At 59.6% G+C, this 19958-nt stretch carries 21 protein-coding genes; 13 read left to right on the top strand and 8 right to left on the bottom strand.

The window, feature by feature from the left end; translation table 11 throughout:
* On the bottom strand, nt 1–245 hold a 245-nt coding region (locus tag BEN49_RS24195; protein WP_158023071.1), incomplete at its 3' end, for a hypothetical protein.
* A complete protein-coding gene (locus BEN49_RS29050) occupies nt 220–1293 on the bottom strand; it encodes a right-handed parallel beta-helix repeat-containing protein (protein WP_204376199.1) in 1074 nt (357 codons plus the stop codon). The genes BEN49_RS29050 and BEN49_RS24195, both read right to left, overlap by 26 nt.
* A 672-nt stretch (nt 1294–1965) precedes the next feature.
* Between BEN49_RS29050 and BEN49_RS24185 the strand changes: the two genes are divergently transcribed.
* A complete protein-coding gene (locus BEN49_RS24185) occupies nt 1966–2319 on the top strand; it encodes a hypothetical protein (RefSeq protein WP_125917217.1) in 354 nt (117 codons plus the stop codon).
* Between the two features lie 65 nt (nt 2320–2384).
* Here the strand turns inward: BEN49_RS24185 and BEN49_RS27380 are convergent, their stop codons facing one another.
* Nucleotides 2385–3044 (bottom strand): hypothetical protein, encoded by a 660-nt coding sequence (locus tag BEN49_RS27380; RefSeq protein WP_125917215.1) that lies wholly within the window; start codon nt 3042–3044, stop codon nt 2385–2387.
* Nucleotides 3045–3461: 417 nt separating this feature from the next.
* The gene (locus tag BEN49_RS24180; RefSeq protein ID WP_070747421.1) at nt 3462–4202 is read right to left on the bottom strand and encodes a S24 family peptidase; all 741 of its coding nucleotides are present in this window, start codon (nt 4200–4202) and stop codon (nt 3462–3464) included.
* 207 nt (nt 4203–4409) lie between these two features.
* On the opposite strand from BEN49_RS24180, the gene BEN49_RS24175 reads away from it, so the two are divergent.
* From BEN49_RS24175 to BEN49_RS24120, 12 genes are all read left to right on the top strand, one after another.
* Complete coding sequence (locus BEN49_RS24175; protein ID WP_125917213.1) at nt 4410–4670, top strand: hypothetical protein; 261 nt, start codon at nt 4410–4412, stop codon at nt 4668–4670.
* A gap of 2 nt (nt 4671–4672) precedes the next feature.
* On the top strand, nt 4673–4966 hold the full coding sequence (locus BEN49_RS24170; protein WP_070747417.1) for a helix-turn-helix domain-containing protein: 294 nt from the start codon (nt 4673–4675) through the stop codon (nt 4964–4966).
* 11 nt (nt 4967–4977) lie between these two features.
* A complete protein-coding gene (locus BEN49_RS24165) occupies nt 4978–6009 on the top strand; it encodes a hypothetical protein (protein ID WP_070747415.1) in 1032 nt (343 codons plus the stop codon).
* Entirely contained in the window at nt 5945–6736 is a 792-nt protein-coding gene (locus tag BEN49_RS24160; RefSeq protein ID WP_070747414.1) for a hypothetical protein, read from the top strand. The genes BEN49_RS24165 and BEN49_RS24160 overlap by 65 nt, the downstream gene beginning before the upstream one ends.
* A 154-nt stretch (nt 6737–6890) precedes the next feature.
* Nucleotides 6891–8873, top strand: a complete 1983-nt coding sequence (locus BEN49_RS24155) for a type I restriction-modification system subunit M (RefSeq protein ID WP_204376198.1) — start codon at nt 6891–6893, stop codon at nt 8871–8873.
* 77 nt (nt 8874–8950) lie between these two features.
* Nucleotides 8951–10330: a restriction endonuclease subunit S domain-containing protein gene (locus BEN49_RS24150; RefSeq protein ID WP_125917211.1), complete on the top strand. Its 1380-nt coding sequence runs from the start codon at nt 8951–8953 to the stop codon at nt 10328–10330.
* A gap of 109 nt (nt 10331–10439) precedes the next feature.
* Nucleotides 10440–11057 (top strand): type II toxin-antitoxin system toxin DNA ADP-ribosyl transferase DarT, encoded by a 618-nt coding sequence (darT, locus tag BEN49_RS24145; protein WP_070747410.1) that lies wholly within the window; start codon nt 10440–10442, stop codon nt 11055–11057.
* 23 nt (nt 11058–11080) lie between these two features.
* Nucleotides 11081–12133 carry a type II toxin-antitoxin system antitoxin DNA ADP-ribosyl glycohydrolase DarG gene (gene darG / locus BEN49_RS24140; RefSeq protein WP_070747407.1) on the top strand — a complete coding sequence of 351 codons (1053 nt, stop codon included), beginning with the start codon at nt 11081–11083 and terminating at the stop codon, nt 12131–12133.
* 148 nt (nt 12134–12281) lie between these two features.
* Nucleotides 12282–12887, top strand: coding sequence for a hypothetical protein (locus tag BEN49_RS24135; protein WP_070747405.1), 606 nt, complete (start codon nt 12282–12284; stop codon nt 12885–12887).
* Entirely contained in the window at nt 12866–13312 is a 447-nt protein-coding gene (locus BEN49_RS26180; RefSeq protein WP_083326436.1) for a type IV toxin-antitoxin system AbiEi family antitoxin, read from the top strand. The genes BEN49_RS24135 and BEN49_RS26180 overlap by 22 nt, the downstream gene beginning before the upstream one ends.
* On the top strand, nt 13284–14186 hold the full coding sequence (locus tag BEN49_RS24125; protein ID WP_070747400.1) for a nucleotidyl transferase AbiEii/AbiGii toxin family protein: 903 nt from the start codon (nt 13284–13286) through the stop codon (nt 14184–14186). Before BEN49_RS26180 ends, BEN49_RS24125 begins: the two co-directional genes overlap by 29 nt.
* A gap of 543 nt (nt 14187–14729) precedes the next feature.
* Nucleotides 14730–15593 carry a DNA/RNA non-specific endonuclease gene (locus BEN49_RS24120; RefSeq protein ID WP_070747398.1) on the top strand — a complete coding sequence of 288 codons (864 nt, stop codon included), beginning with the start codon at nt 14730–14732 and terminating at the stop codon, nt 15591–15593.
* Between the two features lie 233 nt (nt 15594–15826).
* Here the strand turns inward: BEN49_RS24120 and BEN49_RS27375 are convergent, their stop codons facing one another.
* The 4 genes from BEN49_RS27375 to BEN49_RS24105 all read right to left on the bottom strand — a co-directional run bounded on the left by BEN49_RS27375 (nt 15827) and on the right by BEN49_RS24105 (nt 19366).
* Entirely contained in the window at nt 15827–16555 is a 729-nt protein-coding gene (locus BEN49_RS27375; RefSeq protein ID WP_125917209.1) for a hypothetical protein, read from the bottom strand.
* A 9-nt stretch (nt 16556–16564) separates the two neighbouring features.
* On the bottom strand, nt 16565–17785 hold the full coding sequence (locus BEN49_RS27370) for a hypothetical protein (RefSeq protein WP_125917207.1): 1221 nt from the start codon (nt 17783–17785) through the stop codon (nt 16565–16567).
* Nucleotides 17786–18590: 805 nt separating this feature from the next.
* On the bottom strand, nt 18591–19037 hold the full coding sequence (locus BEN49_RS24110; protein ID WP_070747395.1) for a M15 family metallopeptidase: 447 nt from the start codon (nt 19035–19037) through the stop codon (nt 18591–18593).
* Between the two features lie 26 nt (nt 19038–19063).
* Nucleotides 19064–19366, bottom strand: a complete 303-nt coding sequence (locus BEN49_RS24105; protein WP_070747393.1) for a hypothetical protein — start codon at nt 19364–19366, stop codon at nt 19064–19066.
* Nucleotides 19367–19958 lie beyond the last annotated feature (592 nt).

The following is a 19958-nucleotide window of genomic DNA, read 5'->3' as shown; positions in this document are numbered from 1 at the left end:
CAGCGGCACGGCGCGCAGCAAGGCCCCGTGCGCCGCTTCAAAGCGGCAGCCCACGAAGCGCAGGCCGCGGGCGTGGCCATCGGAAGCAGCAGGCCGGGGCTCAAGGCCGGGCGGCCGGCGTAGGGGCGGTCGGCAAAGGTGCAGCCGGTGAAGCGCGTGGCCTCGGCGGCGCTGGCCGCGGCGCACCCGTGCACAAAGGCCCCGTACACCCGGCATTGTTCAAAGGAGAAACCCGGCTGCGTCACCCACGCCGACCAGTTGGTGGTGCCCCAGAGCGTGCAGTCCACCAGGCGCACGTCGGCCGTGGCGGGGGGGGTGCGGGCCGGCCGGGCGGTCCGACACCAGGCCCTGGCCACCGTTGTCGACGAAACGGCAGCCCGCGAAGGCCAGGTGGGCCACGGTGCCGCCCTCGGGCTCGACGTCGACGCCCGCGGCGGGGTTCGAGAACAGGGCCCGGCCCAGGCCGGCGTTGCGGGCCCGGGCCGTGTGGCTGAAGCTGCAATTTTCGGCCCGAAAGCCGTGCACCCCCGTCAGCGAAAGCCCCTGGCGGCCGTTGTAGTCGAAGGTGGAGTTTTCGAACCGGATATTTTCCCGCGCCGGATCGGCCAGGCCGGTGGCCAGGTGGTTGAGCACCTGCGCCCCGTCCCGGCCGAAGTGGTGCACCGCCACCCGGCGCAACGTCACCCCGCGCGAGCCCGTCACGAACACCCCATCGAAAGGCAGCTGGATGCCCGTGTCGCCCCAAGCGCCCCCCACCGCCAGCTGCGGGCTGTTGCCGTTCAGGGCCAGGTCGGCCACCACCACGTTTTCGCAGCGTTCCAGCCGCACGCACGTCCCGCCGCTGGCCGCGTAGGCTCGGTCGGTGAAGTAACCGGGCGGCGGCTGAAACGCGCGGCCGGTGGCGGGGTCAAACGAGCCGTAGCGGAGGCCGGCGGCGTAGCGAATTTCGGTGCGCGCGCTGTCCTGCCCGGCAATGGTGAGGTTGCGGCAACCCACCAGCGGCAGCACGTCGGCCCCCCAGCGGTAGCCGTTGGGCCCGGGCGCCTGGGCCCCCACCACGTACACGCCCCGCGGAATAAAGAGCACGGCCGGCGCCTCCCCGCCGGGGCCCTGGGCCCGCTGGTTGAAAAACGCCGCCGCCCGGGCAAACGCCGCCTGGTCGTTGGTGCGGCCATCACCCACCGCCCCGAAATCCTTTTTCAAGTCCTTGCGCAGCACCGCCGGGGGCCCGGGGGCCGCCCCCAACAGCACCCCAATCCAAACCAGGCCCCCCGCGGGAGATCGGCAGTTCATTCCTTTTATAGGCGTAAATGGGAACATGATAACGGCGGCAGGTACAACAGCGCAAAGCTAGCCGGGCCTTGCTGTCTCATTCTGCTCACCCGCGGGCCGTGTGGCTTGCACGACAACACCGAATTCACGCGCACCGGCCAATTAGAGCAGATGTGCTACGACTTCTTCTTTCTGGCCTTGCGCGACTCTGGCCTTGCGCGACTCTGGCCTTGCGCGATGTTTAGGGCCAGATAACTGGGGTGCTCAACTTCTCGATGGCACGGCCCAAGTGGTGGCCCACCAGTTGGTCGAAGAAAAGGAAGGCCAGACCAATACCCTCAACGGGGGCGCAGCACCAGGTACTCATTGGCTTCCTTGGTACCCGTGAACGTGCGGCGGAATTGCTGCCGTTCGGCGTTCCACTCGGCGGGCTTGCACTTCCAGCCCCTGGCTTGCATCAGCCGGGTCCCGTCGAGGTAAACAATCAACTAAACCGGGCAGCGCCCACTAGCATTTGTCTTGTGAATGCGTAAAACAAACTGCGTATTTATACCAGAAAGGTAGCGTAAAAGGTAGCACCACTCGCGTAAAGCCCTATGTAGTTGAAAAACCAGTATTTTTTTCCTGTGCGGACAGCCTTCTTACCGTATACCTCCGCAGCAATGGTGCTCCTACCCTTTCCTCTTTATTTCCATGCGTCCTTTCCTTTCCTTTTTACCCTTAACGGCTTTGCTGCTGGGCAGCCTGTCCCTGAGTAGTTGCGGCGGCGGCGAAAACGGCACAAGCACCCCAACCAGCACGCTGGGTACCGAATCCAATGCGAGCAAGGTGGGCGGCATAGCCGACTCGACGGGCGTGGGCAGCACGATGGGCGCGCCCGCCAACGGCACGGGGAACACCAGCCCGAACGGCGCGGACACCGGCAACAGCATGAACGGCGGCGGCACGGGCAGCACCGGCACCTCCAACACCGGCGCCACAATGGGCAGCAGCCCAGCGGGCAGTGCCGGCACCGGGGCTGGCGGCACGACCAACGGCCCAAACTAAGCAGCGCCGAGCAACTCCGGAAATACCAATAAAAAAGCCCCAGCCGGTTGGTTGGGGCTTTTTTATTACCATGCGGCTGAACCAGATTCAGCTGCGTGAATGACAGCAAGACCTTCTATATCGAAGGTCATATTTCGCATTGCTATATCATGTGCATTATTTAGTCTAAATCCACCGCCATTATTACCAAGCACTGATCTGAAATACCTTTCGACAGAAAATTGGAATTCACTGTAGTTTATTTTTCTAACTAATTCTGGCGGGTTTTCAACTTCTAACGGCGAAGTTTCAAAAGTATAATTCTCGCCATACGCTTGACAAACCGTGCAGCTAATTGAACGCCGATGTTCATCAAAAAAATCGTCACCTGGCTTAATTATGAAATTGACGCGTGAAACCATATGTTCGTTGTTGCTGCCATATTCTTGAGAATTTATTGTGCAGCTGGTAAACATGATGTGCCATTCCCTGCGCAACTGAACCATGTCGCGCTCATGTTCTAGTTGACCGTTCCTAAATTGAAATAAGCCACCCATTGTTCGCACCTCTCCGTTACACACTGGGCATCGGTCTGAACCGTCTGCGATAACATCACCTGCGGGCACTAAAAGTGGTCTATCGAGATTGACCGGTATTGTTACTACTGTTGGGAAAATATTCTCTACACCGCAGCTAATGCACTTAGCCCTCATTGAAAGAGTGAGTGAAATTGTTTCAGGGCTCATAGGGTACAGGGTTATAGCAGTGGATTGAAAGAGTACAACATTAAGATATTTTTTTATTCCACCACTCCGTCCACTTCTTAACGTCACACCGCGCCGGGCCCCAGCGTGGACACGTGCGGTGTGCTCACGTACACGTCGCCGCTACCGTCGTCGGGCTTGGTGACTTCCACTTCGTACTGCTGCCGTGAAGGAAGCCATCGAGGCCGCAGAAGGTGAGGTTTTGGGTTTTTTCAGCCATAAAATCAACCAGCCGGGCACACCGGCGGACACACAAACAAAAAAGACCACTGTAAATGCTCAATTTACAGCGGTCTTAACACATTTGGAGCCTCCTGTCGGGGCCCAACCACACTGCCGGAACACTCGGTAAACTGTCTATTATCAGCCGCTTACCTACTCGGTAGCGGCCTTCTGATTTTAATGGGGGGCGTCAGGGGGGGCGTTTTCCATTAAATGCCGCCGCACCTCGCCCCGGTCGAAGCCCAACTGCTCGATGACTTCCCACAGCCGCTCCACCGTGATATCGGGCGCGCTCGGGATGTAGCTGGAGACGTACCCCCGCACCCGCCACAGTTCCTGGATGTCGCGGGTTTCCATCCCGTAGGGCAGCCGGTGCGGGTTGTCCGAGTGCAGCGTCACTTCTTTGTCTTCCGCCCGCAACCGGTTTTTGATGCGCTTGAGCATCACCGATTCGGCCGTCACGACCACGTACACTTCGCCCGGCTCCAGCAAGCGCAGCTCTTCCACCCGCGAGGCCACCACCACGTCCCGGTGGTTGATGGTGGGCTCCATGCTGTCGCCGGCCACCTCGAACGCCCGGAACTCGCCCCGCTCAAAGCCCGGGATTTTGTAAGTCCCGAACTGCTGCAAGTACACCGCCTCGTTGTGGGCCACCGAGTACCCCGCCTGCGCGGGGATGGGCACCAGCACCGTGTTTTCACGCTCCTTGTCGTCAACCGTCACCAGCACCCGGTCGCCGCGCCCCACCTGGCGCACCGTGACCCCGGGAACCCCGGGCTTGGCCGCGTCCGGGGCCCCGTCGCGCGCCATCGACCCGCTGCCGAGCAGCAGCCAGTCCGGCGACAGGTCGGGCCACACCTTCAGGATCTCCACCAACGTGTCAAACCCCGGGCTTGTGCCTTGTAAAATTTTGTACATTTTACTGGAATTTGCATATCCCAGTTTCTGCGATGCCGAATTGGCATTCAGGCCCTTATGAGTAAGCCAAGCCTCAATACGGGTACTAGCAGCGTTGGGCTGTTCCATCTATTTTGTAACAAAGTGCAATTATTGCGCTTCAGTAAATGTATTTTTGTCCAATACAAACAACGACTTCCACTACAAATATACACAAATACAAACAACATGGAACATAATACAAGCGCCGCTCCCACCCTGCGCGATATTTATGAACGACTGGGGCCCCGCAACCAAGCGGTGAAGGACGTCCTCAAGCTCCTAACCGACCGCGGCGTCAAGGCCAGCCGCGCCGGCGTCTACCAGACGATCCACGGCCGCAGCCAGCGCCGCGAAGTCGTGGAGGCCTTCCTCGAGGTGGCCGAGGCCGAATTCACCCGCCGCCGGCAGGCGGAGGAACGCACCCGCCAACTCGCCGCCACCGAATAGCCATGCAGCCCGCCGTTATCCTATCCGCCACCGACTGGCAGGAGCTGACCGAGCGGCTGGCCCGCCTCGAAGCCGCTGAGCACGCCCGCGCCCTGGCCACCGCCACCCGGCCCGACGAGGTGCTGAGCACCAAAGCCGCCGCCGCGTACCTCGGCCTGTGCGCCGAGGCCCTGCTGCGCGCCCGCCGCGCCGGCCGCATCGCCGGCGTCCGGCTCAACGAGAAGGACTGGGGGTTCCGCCGCTCCGTCCTCGACGCCTACCCCCGCCGCTACCACCGCGCCGCCCAGGCGGCTTAGCCGCCGCGCCGGTGAATTACATCCAGCACACCCGCGCCGCGCACCAGCGGCTCAGCGGCAACGCGGCGGCCACGCCGCACCACGTCAGCCTGTACTGGGCCCTGTTCTTCGCGTGGAACGCCGGCTTCTTTGAACCCGGCCTCGCCCTCGACCACGCCGCCATCATGCAGGCCGCGCACATCGGCAACGAGCGCACCTACCGCGCCACCCTGCGCGACCTCGAAGCGTGGGCCCTGCTCACTTACCAGCCCAGCCACTCCCGCCACCAGCCCAGCCGCTGCTACCTCACCGATTTATCGGGGGCAGATGTGCCCGCCGTAAAAACCCCTACCATGGGCAAAAGTGCCCCCGGTAAAAGCAGCTTATCCGGGGCAGAAGTGCCCGAACCGCTTGGAGCAGTAGTGCCCCCGGTGGGCAGTTTATCGGGGGCAGTAGTGCCCGAACACTCCCTATATGATAAAACAGGAAGTACTAAAACCATCCACCAAAACAGCCCCGCCGCTGCCCCAAAAAAAATAGGTGAAAGATTCCCCGGCGAAGGGCTATCAGAAGCGCAGGTGCTCGATGCGGAACCGCCGCCCCCAAGCGCAGGGTCCAAAAAGACGCCGCGAATCAAGCGGGGCGCGCCAAAAAAAACGCGCGTCGAGCATTTGAACGAAGAGGAGCCAGCCGGCTCCGGCCGCGCCGCTACTACCGCCCGGGGCGCCACGGCGCGCCGGCGCGAGGCCCTGCCCGACGTGCCATTCACCCAGTCGGCCATCTACGACTTCGCCGCCTTCACTGCGGCCTTCGAAGGCACCGACTACGCCCTGGCCGACCTCCGCCACTACCACCAGCTGGTCGACACCTGGCGCGACAAGAAAACGGGCCTCCCCCCCACCCGCCAAGATTGGATTGCCACCGCCAAACGCTTCATGCTGAACGATGCCAACGACAACCGCCTCAAACTCGCTCCCCACGTCCAGCGCCCCGCCGCCGATGGTACCGGCCAACCAAACGCCGGAATCCCATCTACTGGCTACCGCAGCCGCCGCTACGACTAGCGCCCTGGCCGCCGCCTCCACCGCCGAAACCCGCGCCATGCTGGCCGACATCGGCATCGGCCTCACCAAAGCCCAGGCCCTGGCCGCCCCCAAAATCTTCCAGCTCGCACACCACCTCGGCGAGCGCGCAGTGGTCAAGCTGCTGGTCGTCATCCTCCGCGCCTTCGTCGACTCGCTCCGGGTCAAAGAAAAGCCCGACGCCGCCGACCTCATCGCCCTGGCCGACGACCTGGCCCGCACCTACTCCCACGATAGCATCAAAGACATCATCCTGGCCCTGAAAGAAGCCCGCACCAGCGGCCACAACTTCTACCAGGCCCTCGACGTGGGCACGCTCTACAAACTTATTGCGGCCTACTTCGAGCAAAAGGCCTGCTTCCTCGAAAACCGCCACCTCGACCAGAAAGCCACCGGGGCCAGCCAGCAGGCCCAGGCCGTGCAGCTACTCGACGACGCCGCCCCCCGGCTGCTCGCGCACGTGGCCCAGCAAATCCCTGCCGACCACCCCAATGCCGAACACCTGCGCCAGAAGCTCACCATCACCAACCAGAGAGCCCGCCGCGGCCTCATTACCCCCGCGCAGGCGCAGCAGCAGCGCGCCGAGGCTCGCGCCGCCACTCAGCGCCAAACCCGCCCCGATTGGAAAGCCGGCCCCGAAGCGCAGAAACGAATGGACAAACGGCACCGCGAGGAAAATAATCGACTAATGAATGGCAACCACGACTAAAAGGTCCGTCACTATCACCCGCTGCTTCAACGAAATACGCATTTCAATGCTGTATATAAATTAATAATGTCTCCAAGAAATACAAGGTTTACTTGATCCTTAGGGGCCTACTTTTGAATTGCAATAACCCCATTGCTCCTTCTTTTAGCTTCCATTGGCTTCTTCTGCCCAAACTGCTATAACTTTTACGGCTCTCCCACCGGCACCCGTACTAATCCAACAGGGCAAGCTGCTCGACTTCATCGACGGCAAAACTCAACGCCAGGAAACCCCCGAAGAATACGTTCGCCAGGAAATCCTCAAGTCCCTGGTACGCGAATACCACTACCCTAAAGCCCATGTGGCTGTGGAATTTCCGGTGCCCATCGGCAGCAAAAAAACCCGCGCCGACATCCTAATTTTTGCCCCCAACAAGCCCCATGCTGTCGAAAACGCCTTTTTGGTGGTGGAGTGCAAGTCCGATAAGGTAAAATCGACTGACCGCAAAGAAGGCGTCGAACAGCTCAAAAGCTACCTCACCGCCTGCCCTAATGCTGTCTACGGCATGTGGACCAACGGCGTGGAGCGGTTTTGCTACCGTCGCATGGTGGAGGGCGGTAAGGTCGATTTTGATGAAGTGCCCGACGTACCCATCTTCGGCCAGAAAGAAGACGATGCCGAACGCCCGCGCTTCGACCAGCTTAAGGCGGCTACTTCCGACGCACTGATGTTCGCCTTCAAGCGCTGCCATAACTACATCGCCGCCAACCAGGGCCTGCAAAAGCCCGAAGCCTTCTGGGAGCTACTCAAGCTCATATTCTGTAAAATCCAGGACGAGCGCTCCGACGCCATCGACTTCTACACGACGGCCACGGAGCGCAAGTCGCTGAACGGACAGCTCGTGGTGAAAGGCCGCCTCGATAAGCTGTTCAACGCCGTGCGGGCCGATTTCCCGGCTATCTTCCAGCCTAAAGACGGCATCGACCTGCTGCCGCCCGTACTCACCTACCTCGTGAGCCAGCTACAGGGCTACTCGCTGCTGCAATCGGACGTGGACGTGAAGGGCCACGCGTACGAGGAAATCGTGGGCTCGAACCTGCGCGGCGACCGGGGCGAGTTCTTCACCCCGCGCAACCTCTGCGACATGGCCGTGGCCATGCTCGACCCCGCCGAGGGTCAGCTCATGCTCGACCCCGCCTGCGGTACCGGAGGCTTTCTGATTGCGGGCATGAACCACGTGATTGAAAAAATTCGCAAGGCCGAGCTGAAAAAGTGGCACAACAACGAAACCCAGGCTGAAATCCACGCCCGCGACCGCATCAAGAAATACGCGGCGGCCTGCATTGTGGGGCTCGACTTCAACCCCAACCTGGTGAAGGCCACTAAAATGAACATGGTGATGAACAACGACGGGGCCGGCGGACTCTACCAGGCCAACTCGCTGCTCAACCCCCTGCGCTGGGCCGACGACCTGCGCGCCCGCGGCCTGCCAGGCGGCGTCGACGTGGTATTCTCTAACCCGCCTTTCGGCTCGAAGCTGCCCATCGACGACCACACCGTGCTGGAGCAGTACGACCTGGGCCACACCTGGCAGTACGACAAGGCCGACGACCGCTGGGCCCGCACCGCCAATTTGCAAAAGTCGCAGCCGCCCGAAATCCTGTTCATCGAGCGCATCGTGCGCTTGCTAAAGCCTGGCACCGGCCGCGCTGCCATTGTGCTGCCCGACGGCATATTGGGCGCGCCCGGCCTGGGCTACGTGCGCGAGTGGCTGCTGACCCACTGCCGCCTGCTGGCCTCGGTGGACATGCACCCCGATACCTTCCAGCCCAACGTGAGCGTGCAAACCAGCCTACTGCTAGTGCAACGCAAAACCGACACCGAAATCGCCCTGGAAGCCGCCAGCGGCCAACGCGCCGACTACCCCGTGTTTATGGCCGTGGCCAACCACATCGGGCACGACAAGCGCGGTAACCGCACCTACGTGCGCGACGAGCGCGGCAACGAGGTGATGGAGCCCGTGACCGAGCTGGTGCGCGTAGCCGATGCCGAGGGCCGCGTGCAGTACGTGCCCCAAACTTCCTTAAAAAAGGTACTGGACGACAACACCCGCCAAATTGCCCAAGCATTCCGTCAATGGCTAGCCGACCACTCCTAAGCGCCCCCTTACCCAGCGCGCCCACCACCTGGCCCTACCACACGGCTAAAGTGGCCTCGCTACCGGCCCACCTGCTCATGCGCGGCGACCGCCGCCTCGAAGGCGACGTGTACCTGACCAGCGGCTACGGCGTCCGGCTGGCCCTCGAAACGCAGCCCGCCGGCTGGGTGCCCCTGGGCCAGCTGGCGCGGGTGTGGCAGCCCGGCCGGTTGAAAGGCATTCAGGTGGGGCCGCAGTATGGAACGCCGTTTCTGGCAGCCACGCAGGTGTTCGACCTGCGGCCGGTGCCACGTAAATTTTTGGCCCTGGAACGCACCAGTGATGCCACAAACCGCTTTCTGCAGACGGGTACTATTGTAGTAACGTGCTCGGGCAACGTAGGCCGCACCGTGCTTTCACTCGATACGCACGAAGGCATTTTGATTTCGCACGACCTGCTTCGTGTGGTTCCCTTTGAGGAAGCGCAATGGGGTTGGATATATTCATACTTGCGGACACCGCAAGGGCGGGCCATGATGAACGCAGCCCAGTATGGTCACGTCATCAAGCACCTAGAAGTGGCGCATTTAGAGGCACTGCCAGTACCTAAAGTGACTGTGGCTTTAGCAGCGCATTTCACCGAGCAGGTAAACGCCGTCGTGGCAATGCGCAATCGAGCACATGCTTTAGTCACCGAAGCCGAAGGGTTATTTGCACAAGCGATAGGACCAATTGAGCAGTCTGCCGACCCTGAAACGGGCTTCAGCGTCTCGCTAAAACAAATGGGTGGCAAGCGTCTACGGTTGGAAGCAACCTTTTACACGCCTCATTCAAGCGCTGTATTACGTCGTTTCGCGGAGGTGGGCCGCACAGTAGAACCGCTGTCACAAGTGGCTGAAAAAGTATGGTGGATAACCCGATTTAAGCGAGTATTCGGTGAAGGCGGTGTTCCTTATATGAGTGCCGACGAAATTTTCGCTCAAAATGCTACTATTACCAAGAAGGTATTAGTAGACCACGAAAATGCAGGTGATACTGCGGAATATCATGTAAAAGCAGGGTGGCTTGTTATGGCTTGTTCAGGACAGATATATGGCTTGAATGGTAGCGTAGCCCTAATGACTAAGAACCATGAAAAAGCCTTCTTTTCTCACGACCTTATTCGCATCATTCCTAAGCTTGATACCATCCGTCCCGGCTATCTATTCGCAGCACTGAGCCATCCTACGTTGGGGCGGCCCTTAGTAAAGCGTTATGCCTATGGAACGTCCATCCCCCACATCGAGCCCGCCGACGTCGCCACTTTTCCGGTCGTGCGCTTGGATGAAACCACTGAAAACACTATTGCCGACCGCATGGAAGAAGCCACGAGCCTACGTGCCGAGGCCGACATGCTGGAGAACCATCTAGCCGCCGAAGCTGAGGCCCTGCTTGACCGTTTCATCGCTGGCGAGAGACTAGATGAATTCAGTAGTTAAACTGTGAAAATTACTGTTACTATGGCTTCTCAAGTCCCAGTCAGTTGTGGCTGATTTTTTCAGTAATCGGCCCGCTGACGCGGCAGCCGTATTGTGCGCTTAGCTAGCCATGCTCCAGCCAATACCCACCCGCATTTACCGCATCACGCACCTCACCAACCTGCCCGATACGCTGCGGCATGGCATCTTCTGCCGCAATCGTCCTGCTCCCGTTACTGCCGCATACCAGAATATTGGTGATGCCAGCCTCACCGACCGGCGCAACCGCATTGCCGTGCCGCTCCCGCCTGGCGGGGTACTCAACGACTACGTGCCCTTCTACCTCGGTCCGCGCAGCCCCATGCTCTACCGCATCGGCAAGCACGCGCCCCAGTCCGAAATTATCTACTTGCTCAGCAACGTGCAGCACGTCCAGCAGCTGGGCTTGCCCTACGTGTTCACCGACGGCCACGCCTTCGAAATCCTCACTTCCTTCCACCAAAGCCCCGCCGACCTGGCCAACTTGGCCTGGGCCGACATCTACGCCGACCAGTGGAAACCCACCCTGCAAAACCCCAATTTGCAGCGCCACAAACAGGCCGAGTTCCTCGTTCATCAGTTTGTGCCCGTGAATGCTTTGGTAGGAATTGCTGTTCTCAATGACCATATTCGCACCCAGGTTGAGCAAATTGTGCAGCAGGCTGGCCTTGCGCTGCCCGTGCGCGAAGTGCCCGCTTGGTACTATTAAGCCGCCTTGCCCTTCCCCTCCCCATGATTACCGCCGCCGAAGGCAACCTGCTCCAGGCCCCCGCCGATGCCCTCATCAACACCGTCAATACCGAGGGTGTTATGGGCAAAGGCATCGCCCTGCAGTTCAAGGAAGCCTTCGACCTCAACTACCGCCTCTACCGCCAGGCCTGCAAAGAGCAGCGCGTCCGCGTGGGCGAAATGTTCGTCACCGAAACCCACGAGCTGGTCGGCCCCCGCTTCATCATCAACTTCCCCACCAAGCGCCACTGGAAGGAAAAGTCCCGCCTCGAATACATCACCGACGGCCTCGACGACCTCAAGCGCGTCATCGCTGAGTACGGCATCACGTCGGTGGCCATGCCCCCCTTGGGCTGTGGCAACGGCGGCCTCGACTGGGCGCAAGTGCGCCCCCTCATCGCGCAGGCCCTGGCCGACGTGGCCATTCCCATCCAGCTCTACGAGCCCTCCGCTACCATTTCCAAGCGCGAACGCAAACCCGAAGCCGCGGCCCAAAAACTGACGCCCTCCCGGGCCATGCTGCTGGCCGCCATGCGCGCCTACTCGGCGCTCGGCTACAGCCTCAGCATCATCGAAGTGCAGAAGCTGGCCTACTTCCTCCAGCGCCTCGGCGAGCCCCTCAAGCTCAACTTCGAGAAAGCCCAGTACGGCCCCTTCGCCCACAACCTCAGCTTCGTGCTCCAGCGCATGGACGGCGCTTTTCTGCGCGGTATGGAATACAAGGAAGCCAAGCCTTCCGCCGAGCTCACCCTGATGGAGGAAAAGTTTCCCGAAATTGATGCCTACATCGCTCAGCACCTCACCCAGCAGCAACGGCAGCAAGTCAGCCACCTCGCCCATCTAATCGAAGGCTTCGAGTCTCCGCTAGGTATGGAGCTTCTTGCCACCGTCGACTACCTGCTTGAGCGCAAAGAGGCACAGGACCTGGACAGCCTAATCAACGCCGTGGGGGCATGGAACCCACGCAAAAAGCGGGTGCTTACGCCTGATTACTTGAGCTTGGCACTTAACCGCCTCACCGAACAATCCATCCAGGTTCCATCCGTTCACGTTTAGCAAGAACATTTTCAGCCACCACAAGCAATGGGGCAAGCCAGTCGGACATGACGCCCGGCCAGCTTGCCCCGTTGTGTGCTTTTACCCACCAACAGCATCAACGCTCGTTCTGTCTACTTTCACTACCTTGTCTACAGAAAACAGACACATGGAGAAAGATAGACAACCCACCGCCAAGCGAGTCCTGCTCACCCAGGTAAGAACCGCCCTCAAAGCCGTGTTGGGCAAACGGCTGGCTATTAAGATAGTCACCAACGAGCACAAGCAGCCCACCCTGACGGTGGGCAAGCAGGCCGTTTTTACCGTGGAGGTAAAAGAGACGGCACTAAAAAACATCACCCCTCTGCTAGCCTTGTGGCCCCACCCGGCCGCGCAGCCCTGGGTACTGGTCACCACCTACGTACCCGACGGTATGGGCCAGCAGCTGCGTCAGCACGGCCTGTGCTACGCCGATACCGCCGGCAACGCCTGGCTCCAGCACCCGGAAGCTGACTTGTTCGTCCTCGTGCAGGGCCAGCCCCGCCCTCGCAAAGAGGCCACCGCCACCACGGCCGGCCGGGCGTTCCGCAAAAGCGGACTGCGGGTGCTCTTCCACCTGCTCACCCAGCCCGACCTGGTCCGGCAGCCCTACCGCACCATTGCTACCCGCACCGATACCCCCGTTGCCACCGTGGGCCAGGTCATGCTCGACCTCATTCAGCAAGGCTTTCTGCTCGACGAAGAGCGCGCCAACTGCTGCGCCGCGAGGAGCTGACCCAGCGCTGGGTAGCCGGCTACGGCGATACGCTCCGCCCCCACCTTGCCCCCCAGCGCTACCGCTGGCTCGATGCCGACCAGGCTGCCGGCGGCTGGCAAAACCAGCCCCTGGGCGCTGCTACCTACTGGGGCGGGGAGCCGGCCGCCGCCCTGCTGCTCGACGGCTACCTGCGGCCCGAGTTCTTCACCCTCTACAGCACCGCCACCCGCCCGGCCCTCATGCGCCAGCTCCGGCTGGTACCCGACCCCACCGGCAGCGTGGAAGTCCGGGCGCCCTTCGACCAGCGCCTGAATTTCCACCACCCCACCAGCCAGTGCGTGCCCCCCCTGCTGGTGTACGCCGACCTACTCTTGAGCGGCGACGCCCGCAACCGCGAAGTCGCCCAGAAACTCTATGCTCGATATCTCCACCATCCCGCCTGAGCGGCGCTTCCCCTCGGGCCTCGACCGGGTACTACCGGCCCTGACCCGGGGCCTGCAACACCTCGGCCTCGACTTCTTTCTGGTCGGCGCCGTCGCCCGCGACCTGTGGCTGGATGCGGCCCTCGGAGCCGCCCCGCGCCGCCGCACCACCGACGTGGACCTGGCCGTGCTCATCGCCCACGAAGCCGAGTACGAGCAGCTGCGCGCCTGGCTGGTTGCCCACGAGCAGTTCACCGCCCCCGCCAGCAGCGCCTTCTGCCTGATTCACGAGCCCACCGGCATCCAGGTCGACCTGATGCCTTTCGGCGGCATTGCCGACGCCGAAGGCCGCGTCCAAGTCACTGGCCAGGGGCTGAGTCGCATTTCGGTCGTCGGCTTGGCCGAAGTGCTGGCTTCCGTGGAACCCGTCAAAGTAAACGAGCAGATTACCTGGCAGGCCGTCACCCTACCGGGGCTGGTAGCGCTAAAACTGCTGGCCTGGGACGACCGCCCCGAGCAGCGCGGCAAAGACGGCACCGACCTGCGCCTGATCCTCCAGCACTACCACACCCTCATCGAAGACGCCATCATCGAGCGCCACTACGAGCTGCTGATTGCCCAAGACCCGCAGGAAGAAGAGTTGATGCAAATGGTTGGCATCCGCGTGCTAGGGCAGGAGCTGCAAACCCTCGTCGCCGTGTCGCCCCCGCTCCAAACCCGCCTACACAACATTCTCGCCCAGGAAATCCAGCTGGCCACCGCCAGCCGCCTGGCCCTGGCCATGGCCCAGCGCATCAGCCCCACCGATAAAACCAGCCCCACCGTTGGCCAAAGCCAGAAATGGCTACAGGCATTAACAACCGGGTTGGCCGACGAGCTACCACAAGTAGGCTAATCGAGAAAGTCTGAAAAGTGCAACGGGGCCAGCTGGCCGGCATCACGCCCGGCCAGCTGGCCCCGTTGTTTTGATGGTAGTGCAGGAACTGGCTAACCACACAAATTCCGAAACCCAATCCGGAACGTAAATTATTAATGTTCAGCAATTAACGCGTCCCACAACTCATTCTATTCCGCTACGCATTCCGGTAGTTAGCCAAGCCGTGTGGGCATGCGCTAATTGCCACCCGGATAGCAGCCGCACAGACTTGCTCAACAACCGCCCAACTCAGCATCACAAGTACCGCGCCTAACGTCGCCGTGAGCACCCGTTGTGGTTGCTTACTCCCCCGCTTGTAGGCCACCACGGCCCCCGGCTTGGCGCTTCCTTGCCTATGTAGTGCATCCCGCTACTCTGAACCCCGTAGCATTCCGCGCTGACGGGCATCCGCCGCACCGGGTCTACGGCCCAGCAGCTCCCAGTACGCCGCCGCCAGACCCGCCCCCTCCTGACGCTGCCCCGCTGCATAGTCCCCACCTTTGCGCTCCTGCCCGCTACCCCATGCCTCAAGCAATTACCCGCGCCTCAACCTTCGTCCTGTTGGCCCTGCTGGCCACCGCCTGCGCCACCACCGACGTCTCGCCCACGCAAGCTCCTAGCCAATCCACGCTCCCCGAGCACCTGACCCTCGGCAACCCCAGCGGCGCCACCACGGACCCTAGCCAACCCACCAATTACCTGCTCTCCAAGCCCCAGTACGCCCTCTCCTACCACCGCGACCAAGGCAAACCCAACTGGGTGAGCTGGCACCTCAGCAGCTCCTGGGTCGGCAGCGCCCCCCGCCAAGACGATTTCCGCCCCGATGCCGACCTGCCCGCCACCTGGTACCACGTCACCGCCAGCAGCTACGCCGGCGCCGGCTTCGACCGCGGCCACAATTGCCCCTCAGCCGACCGCACCAGCACCGCGGCCAACAACTCGGCCACGTTCCTCATGTCCAACATGATGCCCCAGGCCCCCCGCAACAACCAACAAACCTGGGCCAACCTCGAAAACTACCTCCGCACCTTTCTCAGCAGCGGCCACGAACTCTACGTCGTCTGCGGCAGCTACGGCAAAGGCGGCACCGGTACCGAGGGGTACGCCACCACCCTCGACAACGGCCGCGTCACCGTCCCGGCCCACTGCTGGAAAGTAGTTGTTATTCTCCCCACCGGCAGCAACGACGCCGCCCGCGTGTCCACCACTACCCGCGTCATTGCCATCAACACCCCCAACGATAATTCGCTCAGCACGAGCTGGGGCACCTACCGCACCAGCGTCAACGCCATCGAGGCAGCCACCGGCTTAGACCTTCTTTCGGCAGTGCCCGCCAGCGTCCAGCAAGTGATTGAAACGCGCGTAGACAACGGTCCCACCAATTAAAATAATGAATGTTCAATCGAATGGATGTCATTTCACAAGCTAAAAATGAACTAGTAACTGTTTCACCTTATGTTAGTCTAACTTATTCTCAAGTTTCCAAAAGAGGCTTAATCCTACAAAGCGGATTACCGGTATCGAGCCAAATACTGGCTTTGGAGTCAGCCACAACACCAAAGCTCAAGAAAGCCAACCAGCCGAGCAGTTCGCTCAGCCGGTCAACCTAATTCACTGACTTATTGACATTTAATGGTAAAAGGCTGGCTATACACCCCTAAAACTCGAGCGCGGTAATGGAATGTACCTGTGTCGGGCAAAGCAACAGTAGTGATAACGCTAGCTGAGCCATCGGCTTGTGCTACGCTTCGGCCTATCGGCAGGCGAGGAGCTTTAGCAGGTGACAGCACATCAAATTGCACAGGGAGCTTTCCTGAAACAGCACGAGATATCAGCAAAGTATCTACCAGGGTAGTAGTAAAAGAAAACGGTGTTCCTGGAGCAGTTCGCAAAAGAGTTGGATTTACATCCACCCGATTCGGCAATACCTCGCGCAGTTTAATGGTCGCTATAGTGCGCACGTTGCCGCTACTCACGCTCAGACGAACCTCCTCCTGATAATTGCGCGGAGCGATAGCGTAGAAAGAGGTTTGTTGGCCAGCAAATGGCAGTGTCAAGGAGCCAGTAGCCCCTGTGGTCGCCCCTGTCAGTGATAGCATCATATCGTCGGAAGCAACCGTCACTACTACACGGCTATAAAGGGCCACTTTGTCATTGAGTTTGACCACACATTCCAGCGCCGACCGTCCATCGGCAGAGAGAATAGCTTCGGTGTCGCCAGAACGAGGCTTGACTTCTAGCGTAAATACTTGGTCGGCAGTAACGCCTTCAAAGGGGTCATCAAGATTGGTGCAGGCAGCACACACTATTAGGAGCACGTACAGGGCGAGAAGTAGTAGAGATTTCATGGATGCGGATTACTTGCTTGGTTGCGTCCCAAGACTGTTGCCAATAGTAGTCTTAAATAATTCGGTTACTTGCCCAGTAAAATTTAACGATATCCCAGACATATAGAAAGGCTTGGTTCGATTGTCGAAGGCGGGATTATAATTTACGGTTCCCCCGAAAGCAAAGCTGTATGACAACCCTAAACCCGGCAATAAAAAGACGCCGAGCCCTAATGTGCCTTTCACCGCTGAAGTTGCTAATGTTTGGCCACGATAATTGAGTACTGCTGTACTGATACCGCCTAAAAAGTAAGCGCGGTTCAATGTTGCGTTAACTGCCCTAAATCTGCTATGGGTAAGATGAATAAACGGGTTGCGCTGGCCTGTATAAATAGGCCGGAGGGTAACCAGCAAGCCCAATGACGTGGTGAAAAATGGGTATGCCTTATCGTCCTTTATTCCTAAAAATCCTGCTCCGATACTCGAGTATGGTATGAACCGGTCGTGTGGAAGCGTTTCTAAAGCTCCTGAGTAAAGCAGGGGAATCGGCAGATTATTATTAAGGCCATTAGTAGAATATAATATTTGCCGGGTCGGCGGCGAACCATTGGTGTCACCTTCTGCGATTATTTCTACCCCATAGTAGCGGCGCAGTTGCGGAGCGGCCAGCAGTACAGAAAATTCTTTTTCGTTGCCATCCCGTAGTTTCTCAGCAAAATCGTAGTAGTCGCGCATATGCACTACGCCACCTGGCTCGTCGTAGTCCTTTTTAGCCCTTGCGTTTATGGAATCCAAAGCGTCCTTTTGCACTTTTGTTTCTCTTCCAGAGGCTGGTGTGGGCAACAACTCTTTTGTGATCCTAGCAGCCGTCAAAGTAAAACTTTGACCATAATCAAATGGCCGTATGTCATCGTGATTGACAATAAATTGCTCATAAGTAGGGCCATCGTCGGTATTGAGAAGCCGAATGGTTATTTTTTTAGCATCACTAGGCCAAATTCCTTTAAACTCCAAAGCAATGAAGGGCGCGATGTCATTCAAAACGACATTAATTTCTTTATTCGTACCTGATGAAAAATTGACATTGACAGTTTGTTTGGTTGGTTGGTTAACCTGAGCACAAGCAAGTTTAACGCTGAAAACCATTAGAAAAAGAAGTTTTCCTTTCATATGATTAAAGGTTGAGGTCTGTAAAAATGGCTGGCGTTGATGGGTTGTATAGCCCAAAAGATTGGTTTTGGCGTAGCTCACTGCATAGTGTTATCAGCGGAAACGCCTTTAGAAATCTTCATTTCTTTTGTGTACTGCGCATCGTCCACTTGAATGGCACATGCGTTACTTATTGAGCTTTGGGCTGCGTATTTTTTAACAGTTCGTCACAGAGCGCAGGGTGTCTTCGAAGAAGTTGTGTAGATCGTTGAAAATGAAACAAATAGCACCTAATGATTGGCAACTCACCTGATGAGGATCCAAATATATATAAAAATTACATATTATAAGTAATACTTATACAAATACAATTAGTCACTCTCCTTTCGCGCTGCATACACAGCCACCCCTATCGCTCCTGACAGCTACTGCCAAACACTGTACTACCAGACGCGGTAAACACCAACGCCCTTCACTGGCTGGCAAGTCCCAGTGGCTAGCCCGAGCACGTAGCTCTGCTTGATTACCATTCTGATTCCCTTCATCTGAATTGGTTTCCGTAGGTCCAGCATTACTTCCCCATCGTTTAGTTACGCTTAGCCAGTAGACTTCTGCCTTTTCGTTCTCAAGCGTTCATACCACCTCTGCCGCCTTCCTGGGGAACGGAACCGCAACTTCAACAAGGTTATAACGACCAAGGCCAGCCAGTCGAGCATCATGCCCGGCCAGCTGGCCCCGTTTTCGTGGTGGTACAAGAACCAGCTACTTGCTGGCTTGGTCGCGCTTCTTGTCCACGAGCTGTAAAATGACGCTTACCGCAGCGTGAACGATTATTTGCCAGATTTTCATCGGTGAAAAATGGAGGAAAAGGGCGAAGGGAAAGAAAGGGGGTAGGCTGGCTTGCGGCTCAGCGTACAAGCTCAAAATGCGGCCGGTCCTTAAACCCCGGCCAGTCCCCGCCCCAGTGCACCCGCGCGTCGGCTGCCTTCACCAACCGCGCAAACTTGCTCAGCAGCAGCCCCGACCACGACACCTCCCCGCTCGGCAGCAGAAAGGCCACGTCCAGTGCCACCGACGGCAGCACGTTGTGGTTCGATTCGCCCCCGCGCTTATAGGTCACAATGGGCCCCGGCGCCGTCCGACCCTGGGCGTACAGCTCGTCCTGCCGCTTCGCCGAACGGTAGCACTCCGTAATGATGGGCCGCCCTACCAACCGCAGTACCGGGTCGCCTTGCCACCGCCCCAACGCCCGCACGTAGCCCGCCGCCAGGGCCGGTACCGCCTGGGCCAGCCGCGCCGCTTGCAGCATCTTCTGCGGCGCGCTCAGCACCGGCGGCGCCCGCTCCGCCGGCACGCCGGGCGGGCCCCGCGGCCCCGGGCTTATTCGGTTGCACGGCGCTCATCGGTCGTAGTCGACGCCTCCGATTCCGCCGCCGGAGCCGGTACCGGCACGGCGATGGCCCCCACGGCGGGCAGCTTCACCACCGCCTCCGGCTTCTGAAACATCTTCCGCACGGTGGCCACCACCGTCACCACCCCCACCACCACCTGGATGAAGACGTGCACGAAGGTTTCAATCTCATTGGCCGTAGGCGGCGTAAATGCCGAAGTGCCGATTTCCCAGACCGCCCCGGTGCTGAGAATCTGGCCAATGTGACCAAGTTTTGAGCTGCTGAATAACATGGCTTGCGAAAGGTTGACTCGAAAGGTTAAGTTGGTTATGCTTTGATACAAATTTACGCTAAAGTATATATTTTAGTCAACACTTTCCAACTAGCGTAGTTATTGCATTATTTAGGACGCATCCCCCTCCGCTCCCTTTCGTCGCTCCGGGGGTCGGGCTGTGCAGGGGTGCGCTGCGCTCCCGTGCTGCGCACCGCTCCCTTTGGTCGCGCCCTTCCCATCCCTTGCGCACTTCAGCCGCAACTTGGGGCCCTACCCGCGACTAACCGACAGCGGGTCAGGCCGCCCCCAAAGAGGTGCCGCCCGCCCCTACCGCAACCCACCGCCCGCGCCGGCTGTGGCTGCGCATCGGGGCTGCGGAGCCCTCCGTTCCCTCTCTCGCTCGCGTTGGTCGTTCCCTCGCTCACTATGGGCCCTCCACCCCAACGCTTCGCCCCATCCCGCGCGCTGCCTCCGCGCCTACTCCCCGATGCAGGGAAGCTGCCGCCCCACCGCCAGAGGGCCAGCCAGCTTCCCTGCGGTCAGCCCGCCGCCCCTACCCGCAACCCACCGCGCCCGGCCCGCCCTCCCGCCGGTCGGCCCGGCCCTCCTC

The organism is Hymenobacter coccineus (assembly GCF_001816125.1).
In the GTDB taxonomy this organism is placed as follows: domain Bacteria; phylum Bacteroidota; class Bacteroidia; order Cytophagales; family Hymenobacteraceae; genus Hymenobacter; species Hymenobacter coccineus.
This window is presented reverse-complemented; position numbering and strand designations above follow the sequence as displayed.